This window comes from Amycolatopsis sp. GA6-003 (genome assembly GCF_046267895.1).
In the GTDB taxonomy this organism is placed as follows: Bacteria; Actinomycetota; Actinomycetes; order Mycobacteriales; family Pseudonocardiaceae; genus Amycolatopsis.
In genome coordinates, this window is the sequence record NZ_CP176499.1 from 6,832,642 (window position 1) to 6,850,124 (window position 17,483).

Consider the following 17,483-nt stretch of genomic DNA (forward strand, 5'->3'; position numbering starts at 1 on the left):
GGTGAGGGCCGCCTCGAAACCAAGGCGGCCCTCACGCGTCTTCGCGAAAATTGTCAGCCGATCGCCGAGGTCAACGGCGAGTAGTAGCCGCCCCGCTGCCCGGCGGCGGTCGGGTGGTAGGACTCGTCCACCGGCCAGGTCAAGCTGTGCAGGTAGTCGCTCGCCGACGAGCAGATGTTGTGCCCGACGAACGCCGAGCGCACGTCCACGAACTTGCCGCCGGCGGCGGAAACCCGCGACGACAGCACCGAAGCCAGCGTGTCCGCCCCGGAGTTGATCGCCGACCGCTTCGTGTCGCTCAGCCCGACGTTGCACGAACCCGGCACGGTGTAGAAGCGCGGGTAGGACAAAACGACCAGCTTGGCGCCGGGGGCCTTGCTCTTGGCCGCCGAGTACACCTTGTCCAGCAGCCCGGGCAGGGTGTTCTGGACGTAGGTCTTGGCGGTGTTGACCCGGTCCACGCAGGTCTGGTCGCTGCCCAGCGTGCACGTCTTGATCACGTCGGTGAACCCGGCGTCGTTGCCGCCCACGGTGAGCGTGATCAAGGTGGCGTTGGACGGCATCGAGCTGATCTGGTTCAGCACGTCGCCGGTCTTCGCGCCCGAGCAGGCGAGGAAGGTGAAATTGGTGCCGGAGTGGGCGTTGGCCCACAGCTGGCCGTACGCGTTGGCACTGCGCTTGCAGCTGCCGGAATCGCCGTAGCTCCCGGCGCCTACCCCGGATGAGTAGGAGTCGCCGAGCGCGACGTAGTTTTGCGACGCAGCGCTCGCACCGGTGGCGAAGCCGAGCGAGGCAGCGAGAGCGACCCCCAGGGCCGCGCACATCCGAAAGATGCGTCGTGATGGTTGACGGGTGTTTGCAGCCATTAGGTCACTCCTGTCGTGACAGCTTGACGCGGTAAAGCTTTACCAGGTGCAATCCCCACGAGACACCCCTCAAATCCGGGTGCCTCCACTTGGCTCAAGCAGGAAGTAGGACGGTAAGTTAGCGTTCGCTAACCGCGGGACCTACTATGTGCGGATGTCGGCGAATTCCCTCCCACTGGTGAACGGCGCGAAGCCGAACAGGCGGGAACAGATCCTCTCCGCCGCCGCCGAGCTGTTCGCCCACCACGGTTTCCACGGCGTCGGCATCGACGACATCGGCGCGGCCGTCGGCATCTCCGGTCCCGCGCTGTACCGGCATTTCCGCAGCAAGGACGCGATTCTCGGGGAAATGCTCAACTCGATCAGCCACTACCTGCTCGAAGGCGGCACCAAGCTCGCCGCGGCGGGCGGCGCCCCGGACGAGCTGCTGGCCGCGCTCGTCCGCTTCCACGTCGACTTCGCGCTCGAGCATCCGTCGCTGATCACCGTGCAGGAGCGCAATCTCGCGAACCTCACCGACGGTGACCGCAAGCAGGTGCGCGCGCTCCAGCGGCAGTACGTCGAGGTGTGGGTGCGGGCGATTCGCGAAGCTGTGCCCGGCCTCGGCGAACGCCAGGCGCGGTCGGCGGCACACGCCGTGTTCGGCTTGATCAACTCCACGCCCTACAACCGCCATCTCGGTGACAGCGCGCTCGCCGATCTGCTGTGCCGCCTCGCGCTGGGCGCCCTTTCCGCGGCGGGCTGAGGCCGCGATCCGGGGTATCCCGCCGACCGCCGGTCTGGTGTTTGATAGGCACGTGACCGCGGACCGGAGCGAGGGCGAGCAGCGGCTCGTCGAGAAGGCACAGCGCGCGCTCGTCGCCATCAGTCTTGGCGAGGACACGGAGGCGCTGGAAGAGGTCACGCCCTCGTCCGACGAGCCGGGCGAACGCGACGAGGAAACCAAAGAGCTGATGCTGCTGCTCTTCGGCGAGTGCAGCGCGATGGTGTCCACGCTCGGTGACGGCGGCACCGCCCCGGTCAAGGTGCAGGTTTTCGACGAAGCGGGCGAAGAGGTTTCGATCGACCAGGCGGATCCGCCGGTGCGCACCGCCGTCCGCACGCTCCTCGCCGAGGTGCACGGCAACACCGCCGCCGCGCGCGAACAGGTCGAGATCGCGCTGGCGAGCGCCGCGCCGAACGAGGTGGACAGCCTCCTGCTGCAGGCGCTGCGCTGGACGATCCGGCTGTCGGTCGAATGCCTCGAACGGGATCTGCCGGTGGCCGGCTGGATCTCCGACGCCGTCGCGGGCTGACCTGCTCCCTCCTTTCACCCGGTCGCGCGGCCGGGTGCTTCGTGCTGGGCTGGACACGGCGGTTAACGAGCACTAACATCTCCGGCGGAGTTAACGACCGCTAACGTCTCGACGGAGAGCCATGGACACGCCGGTACTGCGCAGTTCCGCGGACCCGAACAGCGACGCCTTCGCCCGGAGCGTCACCTCGCACGGAGAATTGGTCGAGGATCTGCACAAGCGGCTCGCCGCCGCCCGGCTCGGCGGGCCGGAGAAATCGCGCGCCCGTCATGTGGAACGCGGCAAACTGCTGCCTCGGGACCGGGTGGACACGCTGCTGGACCCGGGATCCCCGTTCCTCGAGCTTTCGCCGCTCGCGGCCACCGGGCTGTACGACGACGAGGCCCCGTCGGCGGGCATCATCACCGGGATCGGGCGGGTGTCCGGCCGCGAATGCGTGATCGTGGCCAACGACGCCACGGTCAAGGGCGGCACCTACTACCCGATGACGGTGAAGAAGCACCTGCGGGCGCAGGAAGTCGCCCTGCACAACAACCTGCCGTGCATTTACCTGGTCGACTCGGGCGGCGCGTTCCTGCCGCGCCAGGACGAGGTCTTCCCGGACCGCGAGCACTTCGGCCGGATCTTCTACAACCAGGCCACCATGTCCGCGCGCGGGATCCCGCAGATCGCCGCCGTGCTCGGCTCGTGCACCGCGGGTGGCGCGTACGTCCCGGCGATGAGCGACGAAGCGGTCATCGTGCGCAATCAGGGCACGATTTTCCTCGGTGGCCCGCCGCTGGTGAAAGCCGCGACGGGCGAGGTCGTCACCGCTGAGGAACTGGGCGGCGGCGACGTGCACGCGCGCCAGTCCGGCGTCACCGACCACCTCGCGGACGACGACGCGCACGCGTTGCGCATCGTCCGCGACATCGTCTCCACGCTCGGCCCGCGCACGCCGCGGCCGTGGGACGTCAAGGAGATCGAACCGCCCGCGGTGGACGAACGCGAACTGTACGGCGTGGTGCCGACGGATTCGCGCACCCCGTACGACGTGCGCGAGGTCATCGCCCGCATCGTCGACGGCAGCCGGTTCGCGGAGTTCAAGAAGGAATACGGCTCGACGCTCGTCACCGGCTTCGCGCACATCCACGGTCACCCGGTCGGCATCATCGCGAACAACGGCGTGCTGTTCGCCGAATCCGCGATGAAGGGCGCGCACTTCATCGAACTGTGCGACCGGCGTTCGATCCCGTTGGTGTTCCTGCAGAACATCACCGGCTTCATGGTCGGCCGCGCGTACGAGGCGGGCGGCATCGCCAAGCACGGCGCGAAAATGGTCACCGCGGTGGCCTGCGCGCGGGTGCCGAAGTTCACCGTGATCATCGGCGGCTCCTTCGGCGCGGGCAACTACTCCATGTGCGGCCGGGCGTATTCGCCGCGATTCCTGTGGATGTGGCCGAACGCGCGGATTTCCGTGATGGGCGGCGAGCAGGCGGCCTCGGTGCTGTCGACGGTCCGCCGCGACGCGATCGAGGGCCGCGGCGGCGAATGGTCCACTGAGGACGAAGAGGCCTTCAAGGACCCGATCCGCGAGCAGTACGAGGAACAGGGCAGCCCGTACTACTCCACGGCGCGGCTGTGGGACGACGGCGTGATCGACCCGGCGGACACCCGCACGGTGCTCGGGCTCGCGCTGTCGGCCGCGGCCAACGCGCCTTTGCCCGAGGTCAACTACGGCGTCTTCCGGATGTGATGAGGGTGTTCGAGACTGTTCTGGTCGCCAACCGCGGGGAGATCGCGGTTCGCGTAATCCGTTCGCTGCGTGCGCTCGGGATCCGTTCGGTCGCGGTGTACAGCGACGCGGACGCCGATGCCCGGCACGTGCGCGAGGCCGACACCGCGGTGCGCCTCGGCCCGGCCGAAGCGGCGAAGAGCTACCTTTCGATCCCGGCGATCATCGACGCGGCAAGGGAAACCGGCGCGCAGGCGGTGCACCCGGGGTATGGCTTCCTCGCTGAGAACACCGCGTTCGCGCGGGCGTGCGCGGAGGCCGGGCTGGTGTTCATCGGCCCGCCGCCGGAAGCGATCGACAAAATGGGCGACAAGATCCGGGCGAAGGCCACGGTGTCCGCGGCCGGAGTGCCGGTCGTGCCTGGTGCGTCCGATGTGGACATTCCGGAAGGCGGCTTCGCCGAAGCGGCGGCGAAAGTCGGCTATCCGCTGCTGCTGAAGCCGTCCGCCGGCGGTGGCGGCAAGGGCATGCGGCTGGTCCACGATGAGTCCGAACTGGACGCCGCGATCGAGTCCGCGCGCCGGGAGGCGAAGAGTTCGTTCGGCGACGACACGCTGCTGATGGAGCGGTTCGTCACCACGCCGCGGCACATCGAGATCCAGGTGCTGGCCGACGCCCACGGCACCGTGCTGCACCTCGGCGAACGCGAGTGCAGCCTGCAGCGGCGGCACCAGAAGATCATCGAGGAAGCGCCGTCGGTGCTGCTGGACGAGGCGACCCGGGCGAAAATGGGCGCGGCGGCCGCCGAAGCCGCGCGGTCGGTCGGGTACGTCGGTGCGGGCACCGTCGAGTTCATCATGTCCGCGCACAACCCGGACGAGTTCTTCTTCATGGAGATGAACACCCGGCTGCAGGTCGAGCACCCGGTCACGGAGATGGTGACCGGACTCGACCTGGTGTCCTGGCAGGTGCGGGTGGCGGCGGGGGAGCCTCTCGGACTGACGCAGGAAGACGTGCGCCTCGACGGGCACGCCGTCGAAGCCCGGGTTTACGCCGAGGATCCGGCGCGCGGGTTCATCCCGACCGGCGGCACGGTGCTGGCCGTGCACGAGCCCTCCGGCGACGGCGTGCGGGTGGACTCGTGGATGTCGGTCGGCGCGGTGGTCGGCTCGAACTACGACCCGATGCTGGCGAAGATCATCGCGCACGGCCCGGACCGCGCGTCGGCGCTGCAGAAGCTGGACCGCGCGCTGGCCGACACCGCGTTGCTCGGGCTCGGCACGAACATCGCGTTCCTGCGCGGCCTGCTCGCCGACGAGGACGTCCGCGCCGGACGGCTGGACACCGAACTGGTCGACCGGCGACTGTCCGAATTGGTCTCCTCGGAAGTCCCGGCCGGGTTCTTCGTCGCCGCGGCCATGGACCGGCTGCTCGCGCTGCAGCCGACCGGCGCGGTCGTGGACCCGTGGGACATCCCGAGCGGATGGCGGCTCAGCGGACCCGGCGGGATCACTTTCCGCTTGCGCACTGGGGAAAACCAAGCCGTCGTGCGCGTCGAAGGCACGCCGTCGGACGCTACGGTGCGAGTGGACGACGCGGAACCGGTGCGGGTTTCCGCCCGCCGCGAGGGCGATCTGCTCGAAGTCCGCCGGGCGAACGGCGTGGAGCGCTACCGCTGCGCCGACGGTCCACAACGGACAGTGTGGCTGGCCCGCGAAGGCAAGTCGTTCGCGTTCGCCGACCAGGAAGTGACGCTGTCCTCGCGCGGCGAGGCGGCGGGCGCCGGCCCGGTGAAGAGCCCGATGCCGGGAACGGTGCTGGTGGTCAAGGCCGCCGAAGGCGACGTGGTGAGCGCGGGCACGCCGCTGCTGGTCGTCGAGGCGATGAAGATGGAGCACACCGTGACCGCGCCGATCGACGGTGTGGTGACTGAGCTTTCGGTGCGGGCCGGCCAGCAGGTCGCGCTCGACGAGACGCTGGCCGTGGTGAGCGCAGCAGAGGAGAAGCAGTGATCGACTTCCGGCTGGACGAGGAATACGAATCGCTTCGCAAGACGGTCGAGGACTTCGCGCAGGCGGAGGTCGCGCCGGTGATCGGCCCGCTGTACGAGAAGGAAGAATTCCCGTACGAACTGGTCGCCAAGATGGGCGAGATGGGCCTGTTCGGCCTGCCGTTCCCGGAGGAATTCGGCGGCATGGGCGGGGACTACTTCGCGCTGTGCCTCGCGCTGGAGGAGCTGGCCCGGGTCGACTCCTCGGTCGCGATCACGCTGGAGGCGGGGGTTTCGCTCGGCGCGATGCCCATCTACCGCTTCGGCACCCAGGAGCAGAAGGAAACCTGGCTGCCCATGCTGACCACGGCCAAGGCGCTCGGCGGATTCGGCCTCACCGAACCCGGCGGCGGTTCCGACGCCGGAGCCACCCGCACGCGCGCCCGGCTCGACGGCGACGAGTGGGTCATCAACGGCAGCAAGGCGTTCATCACCAACTCCGGCACCGACATCACGAAGCTGGTCACCGTCACCGCGGTCACCGACGTGATGGAGAACGGCCGCAAGGAGATCTCGGCGATCATCGTCCCGTCCGGCACGCCGGGCTTCGCGGTGGCCCCGAAGTACTCGAAGGTCGGCTGGAACTGCTCGGACACCCACGAACTGTCCTTTTCGGACGTCCGGGTGCCCGCGGACAACCTGGTCGGCAAGCGGGGCCGCGGCTACGCGCAGTTCCTGTCCATTTTGGACGAAGGACGGGTGGCGATCGCCGCGCTGAGCGTCGGGCTCGCGCAGGGCTGCGTGGACGAATGCCTGAAGTACGCGAAGGACCGCGTGGCGTTCGGCCACCGGATCGGCGAGTACCAGGCGATCCAGTTCAAGATCGCGGACATGGAAGTGCGCACGCACACCGCCCGGCTGGCGTACTACCAGGCGGCGTCGAAGATGCTGCGCGGCGAACCGTTCAAGAAGGAAGCGTCGATCGCGAAACTGGTGGCGTCGAACGCGGCGATGGACAACGCCCGCGACGCCACGCAGATCTTCGGCGGATACGGCTTCATGAACGAGTTCCCGGTCAGCCGCTTCTACCGCGACGCGAAGATCCTGGAAATCGGCGAGGGCACCAGCGAGGTCCAGAAGATGCTGATCGCACGCCACCTCGGAGTGGGGGCCTGAGACCCAGCGCCGCCGGGGCGTCCGGGTGGAGTCCCGGCGGCGCTGCTTCACTTGTCCCTATGGAGTTCACTGTCCGGCCTGGGGTCGCCGGAGACGCAGACGTACTGCTGGGGTTTTTCGACGACGCCGTCGAGTGGCTGGTCGCGCGCGGCAGCGCGGGCCAGTGGGGCACCGAACCGTGGAGCACGATCCCGAAGCGGGTCGAGCGGGTGCGCGAGTACGCGGCCGATCCCGAGTTCCGGATGGCGGAGATCGACGGCAAACCTGCGGGCGCGCTGATCCTCGGGGAAGCGATGCCGTACGCGCCGAAGGTCGAAGAGCCCGAACTGTACGTGCGGCTGCTGATCACCTCCCGGCAGTTCACCGGGCACCGCGTCGGCTCGCGGCTGCTTGAGCACGCGATGGACGAGGCGAAACGGCGCGGGATCGATCTCGTCCGCGTCGACTGCTGGGCGGGCGGCGACGGCGATCTGCCGCGCTACTACGAGAGCCAGGGCTTCACGCCGACCGAGCAGTTCACCGTCGACGGCTGGCTTGGCCAGGTCCTCGAACAGCGGGTTGGGGGATAGCGGCCCGGACTGATCCGGAGGACGATATTGGCTAAGTGTCAATAGAGCCGAGGAGTCCGCCATGGCCAGGCAGTCGCTCTCCGGAAAGGTCGTCGTGATCACGGGCGGCGCGCAGGGCATCGGGGCGGCCACCGCCGCCGCGATGCACCGGCGAGGGGCCCGGCTGGTGCTGGGCGACCTCGACCGGGTCCGCGCCGAGAAAACCGCCGGCGAGCTGGGCCCGGACGTGGTCGCCGCGCCGCTGGACGTCACCGACACGGCCGCCTTCACCGCGTTCCTGGACGACGTCGAACGCACCGTCGGACCGCTCGACGTGCTGATCAACAACGCCGGGATCATGCCGCTCTCCCCGCTGGACGAGGAGGACGACGCGGCCACGCGGCGGCTGCTGGAGATCAACGTGCACGCCGTCGTGCACGGCACCCGCGAGGCCGTCAAGCGGATGAAGCCGCGCGGCCGCGGGCACATCGTTAACGTGGCGTCGATGGCCGGAAAGTCCGGATTCTCCGGAGCGGCCACGTACTGCGCCACGAAACACGCTGTGGTCGGTCTGTCCGAGGCGGTGCGGCTGGAGCTGCGCGGCACCGGCGTCGAGGTGTCGTGCGTGATGCCCGCGGTGGTGCGCACGGAACTCGCGTCCGGGCTGGGCGAGGCGCGGTTCATCAAGTCTGTGGGCCCGGAAGACGTCGCGGCGGCGATCGTCGACGCGTTGGAGCGGCCGAAGTTCGACGTCTTCGTCCCGAAATCGCTCGATCTGACCGGCCGGATCACCCGGCTGTTCCCGCGTGCGTTCGGCGAGTGGCTGGTGCGCGCGCTCGGCGGCGACCAGCTGCTGGCGTCGGCCGCGCATTCGCCCGAGCGCGCCGAGTACGAGGGCCGCGCCGCCCGGAGCGCGCCGTCCATCCCGCCTGGTGAGAGCAGCTGAGCCGGACATGCGCTTGCCCGGTGCTTGCGGGAGTGGCGTGTTGATGCCGCGCCCGCCCGCACGGCAAGATGCCCGGCAGAAGACGAGTTCCAGGAGGCGCTAGATGGTTTCCCCACCGGCCCGGTTGGCCGCCGCGGCGGCCAACGTCGTGGGCAAGGTTTTCCAGGGTGGGGTCGCCGATCTGCGGCCGATGCCGAGGGTGCTGATCGACCAGGGGCCCAACCGGTCGGTGTACCGGATGACGCACGGCGCGTCCGAGGTCTCGGGCCCGCCGGTGCTGCTGGTGCCGCCGCTGGCCGCGCCCGCGCTGTGCTTCGACCTGCGCCGCGGCTGCAGCCTCATCGAGCACCTGGTCGAGGGCGGGCGGCCGACGTACCTCGTGGACTACGGCATGGTCGCCTTCTCCGACCGCCGCCTCGGCATCGAGCACTGGATCGACGAGGTGCTGCCGAGGGCGATCCGGAAGGTCAGCGAGGACGCCGGCGGACAGGGCGTGCACCTGGTGTCGTGGTCGCTCGGCGGGATTTTCTCCATGCTGGTCAGCGCGGACCAGCCGGGCCTGCCGATCGACTCGATCACCGCGGTCGGCTCGCCGGTCGATTTCACCGCGATCCCGATCGTCGCGCCGTTCCGCCCGCTCGTGGACCTCACCGGCGGCCATCTGCTCACCCCGGTGTACCGGGTGTTCGGCGGCGCACCGTCCTATTTGGTCACCCGGGTGTTCCGCGCCACCGGGATCTCCAAGGAGATCACGAAACCGCTGGCGATCCTGAAAAACCTCGACGACCGCGACTACCTCGCGCAGATCGAGGCGGTGGACCACTTCATGGACAACATGTACGCCTACCCCGGGCGGACGTTCGGCCAGCTGTACCACCGCTTGTTCCGCACCAACGACCTCGCCGAGGGCACCGTCGACCTGAACGGGCGCAAGATCAGCCTGTCCGACGTGAAGACGCCGATGCTGGTGGTGGCGGGCGAAAACGACACCATCGCGCCGCAAGCGTCGGTGGAACGCGTGGTGCAGCTGCTGGAAAACGCGCCGGAAGTCCGGTTCCGCACCGCGCCCGGCGGGCATCTCGGCGTGCTGACCGGACGCCGCGCGCGGGGCACGACCTGGCGTTACCTGGACGAGTTTTTGGACGACCGGATCAGCTGACCGTTTCCGCGGGAATCGCGGGCGGCGGGGAATCCGCGCGCGGCCGGGAAAAACCGGCGGTACCGTGAACCGGTGATCGCTGCATACGTGACGTCGCCCGGCGACAGTTCCGAGATCAAGGTCGGTCAGCTCCCGGATCCCGAGCCGGGTCCGCGCGAAGTGCTGGTGAAAGTGTCCGCGGTGGCGGTGAACCACGTCGACACTTTCATCCGCTCCGGCGCTTATCCCACCGCGCTTACGTTCCCGTTCGTCATCGGCCGGGATCTGGTGGGCACTGTTGTCTCATCGCCAGTAGACCGCTTCGCGCCCGGCGACCGCGTGTGGTGCAACAGCCTCGGCCACGACGGCAGGCAAGGCTCCTTTTCCGAACTCTGCGCGGTGCCGGAAGACCGGCTTTACCCGTTGCCGGAAGGCGTTTCCGACGACGCCGTAGCCGTCCTGCACACCGCGGCGACGGCGTACCTTGGCCTCTTCGAGCACGCCGACGCCGGGTACGGCGAGACGATCGCGGTGCTGGGCGCGGGCGGCGGCGTCGGCAGCGCGGTCGTCCAACTTGCTTCGACCGCCGGCCTGCGCGTCATCGCGACCGCCCGCGCCGCGGACGCGCAGTGGTGCCGGGAATGCGGTGCCGACGAGGTTTTCGACTACGCCGATCCCGACCTCTACCGCAAACTCCCGGCAGTGGATCTGCTGTGGGACAACGCCGGACACCACGACCTGGTCTCGGCGGTGCCGCGGTTGTCCCGCGGCGGCCGCATCGTGGCGATGGCCGGAATGCAGTCGACCCCGACCCTGCCGATCGGCCAGCTGTACACGCGCGACGCCAGCATTCGCGGTTTCGCCATCAGCAACGCCGGCATCGCCGCACTGGGTTCCGCGGCCCGCGTCGTCAACCGCGCGCTGTCCACCGGAATCCTGCGCCCCCGGATCGGCGCTCGCCTGCCCCTGTCGGAGGCCGCCGAGGCGCACCGATTGCAGGAAGCAGGCGAGGCGCGAGGCCGGATCGTGCTGACGGTTTAAGCCACCGTGAGCACAACCTTGCCCTGAAGATGCCCGCGGTCCAGCAGCCGATGCGCGTCGGCGACGCGCTCGAACGGAAACGTCTCCTGCACGTGGACCCGGAGCTTGCCCTGCTCCACCAGGTCGACCAGCCCGCGTAGCCCGTCCGGATCCGGGTCGACCGCGATGCCGCTGAACCGCATTCCCGCCGCCTCGAACTTCGCGATCAACTCCGTGTCTTCGTCCGCGACCGCCGTCACCAGATGCCCGCCCGTCCGGAGAACCCCGAGCGACCGCTCGGCGCTGTCGCCGCCAAGAGTGTCGAGCACAACGTCGATCTCGCGCACCGCCTCGGCGAAGTCGACCTTCCGGTAGTCGACGACCTCGTCGGCGCCGAGCCCCTCGACGAACTCCCGCTTGCTCTCGCTGGCGGTCGTGATCACGTGCGCGCCAAGGGCTTTCGCGATCTGGATCGCGACGTGCCCGACCCCGCCGCCCCCGCCGTGGACCAGCACGCGACTGCCCGCCTCGACGCCGCCGAGGTGGACCAGCCCCTGCCACGCCGTCAGCCCGACGACCGGCAACGCCGCCGCCTCGACGTGCGAAAGCTCCTTCGGCTTGCGGACCAGATGCAGGGCCGGAGCAGCCACGACCTCGGCATACGCGTTGGCCGCACGGGGGAACAACGGCATCCCGAACACTTCGTCGCCCGGCCGGAACCGCCACGTCAACGCCTCTTCGACCACGCCGCTGACATCCCAGCCGAGCACGAACGGCGGCTCGCCGAGCAACGGAAACTCTCCCTCGCGCAGCCGCGCCTCCAACGGATTCAGCCCGATCGCCTTGACCCGGACGAGGACCTCGGTCGGGATGGCCCGGGGCTCGGGCGCGTCCGCGATCGTGAGCACTTCGGGGCCGCCGAGCTGATGCTGGGTGATGACTCGCATGACTCTCCTGATTTCTGGAGGGGAACGAAAACCAGGCTAGGAGTCCGATAGGTACCTGCGGGTACCTTGGATTCCATGAGCGGTTCCCGCGGCGTCTTCCTCGCCGACTGCCCGGCGCGGCTGGCAGTAGAGCTGATCGCCGACAAGTGGACAGTGGTCGTGCTCGCCGGTCTCAGCAAAGGCCCAGTCCGGCACGGCGACCTGGTCGAGCTGATCGGCGGCATCTCCCGGAAAGTGCTCACCCAGACCCTGCGCCGCCTCGAAGCGCACGGTCTCGTCCGCCGCCAGGCGTACGCGGAGGCCCCGCCGCGCGTCGAGTACGAACTGACCCCGCTGGGCGCGACGCTGATCGAGCCGATCCACACCCTGACGGAGTGGGCCCGCGCGAATGGGGACGCGGTTCTGGACGCACTGGATTCAGCCGCGCAAAACGGTTGAGCAAGACCTGCAAACGGCGAATTCCCCCGGGTAATACCGAATGAACTGCTCTTTTCGTAATCGGTCTCGCGGCAGGCACGGTCACGATTCGAATTCGGAACGGCGACGGCTGGCAACAGAGTGCAACGCCGGAGGGCCCGCCCGCGATCCGCAGGTCACTGCAGTCGGCAGAGGGAGGCCGATGGTGTTCCAGGGGGCGAGCATGCCGCCGCGGTCCGAAGCGGCGGACCAGGAGCTGCGTAGACGACCGACGCGTCGCTGACGGCGCGTCCCCGGTCCGGAATCACGCACTCCAGCAAACAGGAAATACCATGAGCGTTCAAGAAGATCGCGTAGTCGAATTCGAAGAAACCGACCATCGGAACGGCCGGTTGCGGAGGCGGATGGAGCTGGAATTCGTCAAGGACAGACTGGACAGCTCCTCGCTCGAGACGCAGTCCGTCGACGAACTCCGCTCGTCGCTGGAGCGGCTCGACGCCGTCATCGCCCGGCAACGGAAGAAGCTCGCGCTGCACAAGGCGGCGCTGGCGACGGAGAAGGCGGCGAAAGGACGTTCCGACGCCGCCCGCAAGGTGAACTCCGACCGCAGCGCGCTGAAGTTCTGCCTGGAACGGCGCGAGCAGATCCTCGAATTGATCAACGGATTGACCGTCGAAGAGGAGATCGACAAGCTCAGGAACGCGGTGTCGGTAGTCGACGACGCCGGAACCAAGGAGAAATTCCACCGGCTGCTCGGCGAGTTCGAAAGCAAAACCGGCGAGATCGACGGCGAACTGAAGGAAACGAGCCGCAAGATCGCCGAAGTCGACGCGGCGGCGATGGCCGCGGAAATCGACAAGTACGAGCGGAAAGCCAAGGTGTGGCAGAACTTCCTGGCCAAGGAATCCGTCGCGACCTACGTCGGAGCGGCGATCCTGCTGGTGATGTGCCTGTCGGTGGTGGCCGCGATGTTCGCGCACGTGGAGATCAACCAGGTGCTGTCGAGCGCGTTCCTGCTGATTTTGGGCTACTTCTTCGGGCAGTCGACGGGGAAGAAGCAGATGGAGTAAGGGAACCGCTCGGCCCGCCCCGGTGAGGCGGGCCGAGCGGCCTCGGTCACTTCAGTTCAGCCGAAGTCTTGCCCAGCACCCGCCGGGCCACGATCAGCTGCTGAATCTGCTGCGTACCCTCGAAGATGTCCAGGATCTTGGCATCCCGCGACCACTTCTCCAGCAGCGATTCCTCCGTGTACCCGTACGCCCCGGCGAGCTCGACGCACTTCAAGGTCACGTCGACCACGGTCCGGCCGGCCTTCGCCTTCGCCATGGACGCCTGCAGGGAGTTCGGCTGACGGTTGTCCGCCATCCACGCCGACTCCAGCGTCAGCAGGTACGCCGCCTCGTAGTCCGCTTCCAGTTGCAGGAAGGTCGCGGCCGCCGCGTGCTGGGTCAGGGCCGGGCGGTCGTAGTCGATGACCACGCCCGCTTCGGTCAGGATGCGGCGGGTTTCGTCCAGCGCCGCGCGGGCGACGCCGATCGCCATCGCGGCCACCAGCGGGCGGGTGTTGTCGAAGGTCTGCATGACCCCGGCGAACCCCTTGGCCGTGTCGATTTCCGGCGTGCCCAGGAGGTTTTCGGCGGGGACACGGCAGTTTTCGAAGCGCAGCACGGCGGTGTCGGACGCGCGGATGCCCAGTTTGTGCTCCACGCGCACGACCTCGAAGCCGGGCGTGCCCTTCTCCACCACGAACGATTTGATCGCGGCGCGGCCCTTCGTGCGGTCGAGCGTCGCCCAGACCACGACGGCGTCGGCGCGCTGGCCGGACGTCACGAAGATCTTCTCGCCGTTCAGGATGTAGTCGTCGCCGTCCTTGGTGGCCGTCGTGGTGATGGCGGCCGAGTCCGAACCGCAGCCGGGTTCGGTGATCGCCATCGCGGCCCACAGGCCCTTGAACCGCTCGAGCTGCTCGTCGGTCGCCACGGAGCCGATCGCCGCGTTGCCAAGGCCCTGCCGCGGCATGGACAGCAGCAGGCCGACGTCGCCCCAGCACATCTCGATCGTGCCGAGCACCACGTTCAGGTTGGCCCCGTTGCGGTTTCCCTTGGGACCGTCGTCCTTTTCGGACCGTCGCACGCCAGCCGCGCCCGCCCCGCCCTCGCCGGAGGAGTTCAGCCCGTCCAGCAGCGCGGCGAACATGTCCAATTCGGACGGATAGGTGTGCTCGGCGCGGTCGTACTTGCGCGAGATCGGCCGGAACACCTCGGCCGCGGCCTGGTACGCCTGGTTGATCAGCGCGCCGGCCTTCTTCGGAGCTTCCAGGTTGATCATGGGGGTGCCTTTCGGAGGGGTCGTGAGCGGCAACGGCGGTGAGAACCGCGCTGAGCACTCACGAGGGGAGCGGGTCAGAGGAGGACGGCGCCTTCCATCACGCCGATCGCTCGCAGGTCGCGGTACCAGCGCTCCACCGGATGCTCCTTCACGAACCCGTGCCCGCCCAGCAGCTGCACGCCGGCGTTGCCGATCTGCATGCCCTTGTCCGTCGCGAGCTTGCGGGCGAGCGCCGCTTCCCGCGCGTACTCCTTGCCCTGCTCGGCTCGCGAAGCCGCGCGCAGCGTGACCAGGCGCAGCCCCTCCAGTTCGATCGCGATGTCCGCCACCGAGAACGCGACCGCCTGCCGGTGGCTGATCGGCTCGCCGAACGCGGTGCGCTCGTTCACGTAAGGCACGACGTAGTCCAGCACGGCCTTGCCGACACCGGCGGCGAGCGCCGCCCAGCCGAGCCGGGAAAGCCGGACGACCTCGGTGAACACGTCCGCCTTTCCGCCGCCGAGCAGCGCGCCCGCGGGCAGCGAAACCTTCTCCAGGTGCAGCTTCCCGGTGGCCGCGCCGCGCAGGCCCATCGCCGGTTCGGACTCGATCGTCACGCCCGCGTTCGACGATTCCACCAGGAACAACGCCGGGCCGCGGCCCTCCAGATCGGCCGAAACCAGGAACAGCTCGGCCTCCGCCGCCCGCGGGACGAGCGACTTCACGCCGTCGAGCTGGTAGCCCTTCGGCGTGCGCTTCGCCTTGGTGGCGGGCTTGAACGGATCGAACAACGGCGTCCGCTCCAGCAGCGCGAGCGCCGCGGCGGGCACCTGCTCGCCGGTGAACGCGGGCACGTAGTCGGCCTGCTGCTGCTCATCGCCCCACGCGACCAGCGCGGTGCTCACTGCCGACGGGGCCAGCACGGCCACCGCCAGCCCGAGGTCTCCGTGCGCGAGCGCCTCCGCGACCAGCGCGTTCGTCACGACCGAACGCTCAGTGCCCGCGCCGCCGAGTTCCTCCGGAATCCCGACGAGGCTGATGCCCAGCTCGGCCGCGCGGCTCAGCAGGCCCTCCGGCGCGGCGAGCTTCTCGTCGGCGTCCGCGGCGGCCGGACGCAGCTGTTCGGCGGCGAACTCGCTGACCGTCTCGACGATGAGCTTCTGGTCCTCGTCCGGCGTCAGGTCGAACAGCCCGCGGTCGTCCGGCTTCGCCAGCCGCGCCGGTTTGCCCAGCCGCTGCACCGACGTGAACGACCGGGTCGCCGCCCCCGCCACGCGGAAACCGTTGCGGGTCCCCGTCTTGACCAGGTTCTGCACCGGTCCGCGCAGCCCGACCCGGTCGATCGCCTTGCTCCCGGCCAACCGGGTGAGCGCGGCCAGGCCGAGGCCCATCGCGTCTCGTTTCCTTGGCGCAGCCATGCAGCATCTCCCTCGCGTTACCTACTCACGAGTAGGTTAGCGTGGCGATCCGGAATCCGCCAGTGCGGCCCGGCTCACTCGGCGACCGGCCGCCGGGCTGGCGACGTGCGTGACGAGGAACATCACCGCCCATCGCGCCGAACATCGCCAGCTGTGCTCGGGGGTCGTGCCGCGGTGGCCTCCGTCCGCGCGAAACCTCGTGGGCACGGCAGAGGGTGCCCCGGATGGGCGACCGATCGGAGCGGTCTCGCTGACAGCGTGCGACCGACCTCGCGAGGTTCTCTTCTCTCTGAAGCCGTGACTTCACCCCTGAAGTACTTCACTACTGAAGTCACAACTCAAAACAGAAAACCACTTTCGAAGACCTCGCCGCGTTCAGCGAAGCCCGAGGACCGCGTGCAGCACCGCGGTCAGCTCCGCCTGCAGATTCGGCCTGGTTTTGATCCGCCCGGTCCGGCTGAGGTCGTTCGCGATGGTCAGCGCGGCGTGCACCCGGATCTTCGCCTCGCGCGCCGGAAGCTCCGGAAACACCGCGCACAGCAAGGAAACCCACTGGTCGACGTAGTCGCGCTGGACGCGGCGCAGGTCGGCCTTGTCGCGTTCCGGCATGGTCACGCGGTCCGCGGTGAAGGACACCAGCAGCTCCGGGGTGCGCAGCAGGATGTGCACGTACGACGCGGCGAGCCGGCCGAGCGCGGACCGTTCGTCGGCGGCCTGCAGCGCCTGTTCGGCGGCCAGCGCGAGCCGGTCGGCGGCGCGGTGTCCGATGGCGACCATCAGCGCGGCCTTGCTGGGGAAATGCCGGTAGACGCTGGGCCCGGCGATGCCTGCCGCGGCGCCGATGTCCTCCATGCTCACCGTGTGGAAGCCGCGTTCGGCGAACAGGCCGGTCGCGGCGGTCAGCACCTGCTCGCGGCGGGACGGCGTGCCGAGGCTGCTCGCGACCGGCGGCGCGGGCTCTTCCGGAACCGGCAGTGAGACGTCGAGCACTGCCAGAGCCAGTTCGACCAGCAGCGGCACGAAGCGTTTGCGCGCCACCGAGGTGTGGTGCACCGCGACGCTTCCGAACACCGACAGCGCGGCCCAGCACAGCAGCTCGGCCTCATCCGCGGACAGCTCCGGACGCAGCGTGAGCAGGGCTTTCGTCCACGCGTCGAGCACCGCGCCGGAGCGGCGGCGGATTTCCCGGCGCTGCTCGCGGGGCAGATGCGGGCCTTCCCAGCGCCACAGCGCGGCGATCTCCCGGCGCTCGACCGCCTGCGTCGCGAGGCCGGTGAGCAGGGCGTTCAGCTGTTCGGGCGGCGGCGCGGAATCGGCGAGCGCGGCCGCGGTGGCCGATTCCATGTCGTCGATCCCGGCGAGCACGACGTAGGCCAGGATCGCCTGCTTGTCGGAGAAATGCCGGTACAGCGCGGGGCCGGTGACGCCCGCCGCGGCGGCGATGTCGTTGATCCCTACGCCGTGGAACCCCCGCGCGCGGAACAGCTCGGCCGCGACGGCAGCGAGCTGGGCCTTGCGGTCGCGAGGGCGCGTGCCGCGGGCGGGAGACGTACTCATGGTGAACTGACCATAGCGCTAATCGGAACGACAGCAACCCATTGACACCATGGGGTTCACCGGGGCTATGTTAATGGCCATTAGCACCTACTGGCCGGTATAGTCGGCGAGCGAGATACACCGCAGTGTCCAACGACGCCGCTT

At 69.0% G+C, this 17,483-nt stretch carries 16 protein-coding genes; 11 read left to right on the forward strand and 5 right to left on the reverse strand.

What is annotated here, in order from left to right:
- Positions 1–53 precede the first annotated feature (53 nt).
- Positions 54–824, reverse strand: a complete 771-nt coding sequence (locus F9C12_RS30990) for an SGNH/GDSL hydrolase family protein (RefSeq protein WP_409185290.1) — start codon at positions 822–824, stop codon at positions 54–56.
- 196 nt (positions 825–1,020) lie between these two features.
- On the opposite strand from F9C12_RS30990, the gene F9C12_RS30995 reads away from it, so the two are divergent.
- The 9 genes from F9C12_RS30995 (at position 1,021) to F9C12_RS31035 (ending at position 10,714) form a co-directional block, all read left to right on the forward strand.
- Positions 1,021–1,611, forward strand: a complete 591-nt coding sequence (locus F9C12_RS30995; protein ID WP_409185291.1) for a TetR/AcrR family transcriptional regulator — start codon at positions 1,021–1,023, stop codon at positions 1,609–1,611.
- Positions 1,612–1,663: 52 nt separating this feature from the next.
- Positions 1,664–2,161 carry a hypothetical protein gene (locus tag F9C12_RS31000; protein ID WP_106964916.1) on the forward strand — a complete coding sequence of 166 codons (498 nt, stop codon included), beginning with the start codon at positions 1,664–1,666 and terminating at the stop codon, positions 2,159–2,161.
- A gap of 121 nt (positions 2,162–2,282) precedes the next feature.
- Positions 2,283–3,896, forward strand: a complete 1,614-nt coding sequence (locus tag F9C12_RS31005) for a carboxyl transferase domain-containing protein (RefSeq protein ID WP_409185292.1) — start codon at positions 2,283–2,285, stop codon at positions 3,894–3,896.
- 5 nt (positions 3,897–3,901) lie between these two features.
- A complete protein-coding gene (locus F9C12_RS31010; RefSeq protein ID WP_409462710.1) occupies positions 3,902–5,887 on the forward strand; it encodes an acetyl/propionyl/methylcrotonyl-CoA carboxylase subunit alpha in 1,986 nt (661 codons plus the stop codon).
- Positions 5,884–7,041, forward strand: a complete 1,158-nt coding sequence (locus F9C12_RS31015; RefSeq protein ID WP_409462711.1) for an acyl-CoA dehydrogenase family protein — start codon at positions 5,884–5,886, stop codon at positions 7,039–7,041. Before F9C12_RS31010 ends, F9C12_RS31015 begins: the two co-directional genes overlap by 4 nt.
- A 59-nt stretch (positions 7,042–7,100) precedes the next feature.
- Positions 7,101–7,610: a GNAT family N-acetyltransferase gene (locus F9C12_RS31020; protein WP_409462712.1), complete on the forward strand. Its 510-nt coding sequence runs from the start codon at positions 7,101–7,103 to the stop codon at positions 7,608–7,610.
- A 61-nt stretch (positions 7,611–7,671) separates the two neighbouring features.
- Positions 7,672–8,535: an SDR family oxidoreductase gene (locus F9C12_RS31025; protein WP_409462713.1), complete on the forward strand. Its 864-nt coding sequence runs from the start codon at positions 7,672–7,674 to the stop codon at positions 8,533–8,535.
- 103 nt (positions 8,536–8,638) lie between these two features.
- Positions 8,639–9,694 carry an alpha/beta fold hydrolase gene (locus F9C12_RS31030; protein ID WP_409462714.1) on the forward strand — a complete coding sequence of 352 codons (1,056 nt, stop codon included), beginning with the start codon at positions 8,639–8,641 and terminating at the stop codon, positions 9,692–9,694.
- Between the two features lie 72 nt (positions 9,695–9,766).
- Positions 9,767–10,714 carry an NADPH:quinone reductase gene (locus tag F9C12_RS31035; protein ID WP_409462715.1) on the forward strand — a complete coding sequence of 316 codons (948 nt, stop codon included), beginning with the start codon at positions 9,767–9,769 and terminating at the stop codon, positions 10,712–10,714.
- On the opposite strand, the gene F9C12_RS31040 is transcribed toward F9C12_RS31035, so the two are convergent.
- Positions 10,711–11,640: an NADP-dependent oxidoreductase gene (locus tag F9C12_RS31040; protein WP_409462716.1), complete on the reverse strand. Its 930-nt coding sequence runs from the start codon at positions 11,638–11,640 to the stop codon at positions 10,711–10,713. The two genes, F9C12_RS31035 and F9C12_RS31040, sit on opposite strands and share 4 nt — an antisense overlap.
- 75 nt (positions 11,641–11,715) lie before the next feature.
- Between F9C12_RS31040 and F9C12_RS31045 the strand changes: the two genes are divergently transcribed.
- Together F9C12_RS31045 and F9C12_RS31050 are read left to right on the forward strand one after the other, a co-directional pair.
- The gene (locus F9C12_RS31045; protein WP_409185300.1) at positions 11,716–12,078 is read left to right on the forward strand and encodes a winged helix-turn-helix transcriptional regulator; all 363 of its coding nucleotides are present in this window, start codon (positions 11,716–11,718) and stop codon (positions 12,076–12,078) included.
- 311 nt (positions 12,079–12,389) lie between these two features.
- Entirely contained in the window at positions 12,390–13,127 is a 738-nt protein-coding gene (locus tag F9C12_RS31050) for a hypothetical protein (RefSeq protein ID WP_409462717.1), read from the forward strand.
- Positions 13,128–13,173: 46 nt separating this feature from the next.
- On the opposite strand, the gene F9C12_RS31055 is transcribed toward F9C12_RS31050, so the two are convergent.
- The 3 genes from F9C12_RS31055 to F9C12_RS31065 form a co-directional block, all read right to left on the reverse strand.
- Positions 13,174–14,385, reverse strand: a complete 1,212-nt coding sequence (locus F9C12_RS31055) for an acyl-CoA dehydrogenase family protein (protein ID WP_409462718.1) — start codon at positions 14,383–14,385, stop codon at positions 13,174–13,176.
- Between the two features lie 74 nt (positions 14,386–14,459).
- Entirely contained in the window at positions 14,460–15,755 is a 1,296-nt protein-coding gene (locus F9C12_RS31060; protein ID WP_409186904.1) for an acyl-CoA dehydrogenase family protein, read from the reverse strand.
- 402 nt (positions 15,756–16,157) lie between these two features.
- Entirely contained in the window at positions 16,158–17,339 is a 1,182-nt protein-coding gene (locus tag F9C12_RS31065) for a TetR/AcrR family transcriptional regulator (RefSeq protein WP_409462719.1), read from the reverse strand.
- Positions 17,340–17,483 lie beyond the last annotated feature (144 nt).

Excerpts from the sequence above, each read along its gene's own strand:
- F9C12_RS31005 (WP_409185292.1), top strand. The coding sequence starts at position 2,283 with ATGGACACGCCGGTACTGCGCAGTTCCGCGGACCCGAACAGCGACGCC.
- F9C12_RS30995 (WP_409185291.1), top strand. The coding sequence starts at position 1,021 with ATGTCGGCGAATTCCCTCCCACTGGTGAACGGCGCGAAGCCGAACAGG.
- F9C12_RS31020 (WP_409462712.1), top strand. The coding sequence starts at position 7,101 with ATGGAGTTCACTGTCCGGCCTGGGGTCGCCGGAGACGCAGACGTACTG.
- F9C12_RS31040 (WP_409462716.1), bottom strand. The coding sequence starts at position 11,640 with ATGCGAGTCATCACCCAGCATCAGCTCGGCGGCCCCGAAGTGCTCACG.
- F9C12_RS31025 (WP_409462713.1), top strand. The coding sequence starts at position 7,672 with ATGGCCAGGCAGTCGCTCTCCGGAAAGGTCGTCGTGATCACGGGCGGC.
- F9C12_RS31065 (WP_409462719.1), bottom strand. The coding sequence starts at position 17,339 with ATGAGTACGTCTCCCGCCCGCGGCACGCGCCCTCGCGACCGCAAGGCC.
- F9C12_RS31050 (WP_409462717.1), top strand. The coding sequence starts at position 12,390 with ATGAGCGTTCAAGAAGATCGCGTAGTCGAATTCGAAGAAACCGACCAT.
- F9C12_RS31055 (WP_409462718.1), bottom strand. The coding sequence starts at position 14,385 with ATGATCAACCTGGAAGCTCCGAAGAAGGCCGGCGCGCTGATCAACCAG.
- F9C12_RS31045 (WP_409185300.1), top strand. The coding sequence starts at position 11,716 with ATGAGCGGTTCCCGCGGCGTCTTCCTCGCCGACTGCCCGGCGCGGCTG.
- F9C12_RS31030 (WP_409462714.1), top strand. The coding sequence starts at position 8,639 with ATGGTTTCCCCACCGGCCCGGTTGGCCGCCGCGGCGGCCAACGTCGTG.
- F9C12_RS30990 (WP_409185290.1), bottom strand. The coding sequence starts at position 824 with ATGTGCGCGGCCCTGGGGGTCGCTCTCGCTGCCTCGCTCGGCTTCGCC.
- F9C12_RS31060 (WP_409186904.1), bottom strand. The coding sequence starts at position 15,755 with ATGGGCCTCGGCCTGGCCGCGCTCACCCGGTTGGCCGGGAGCAAGGCG.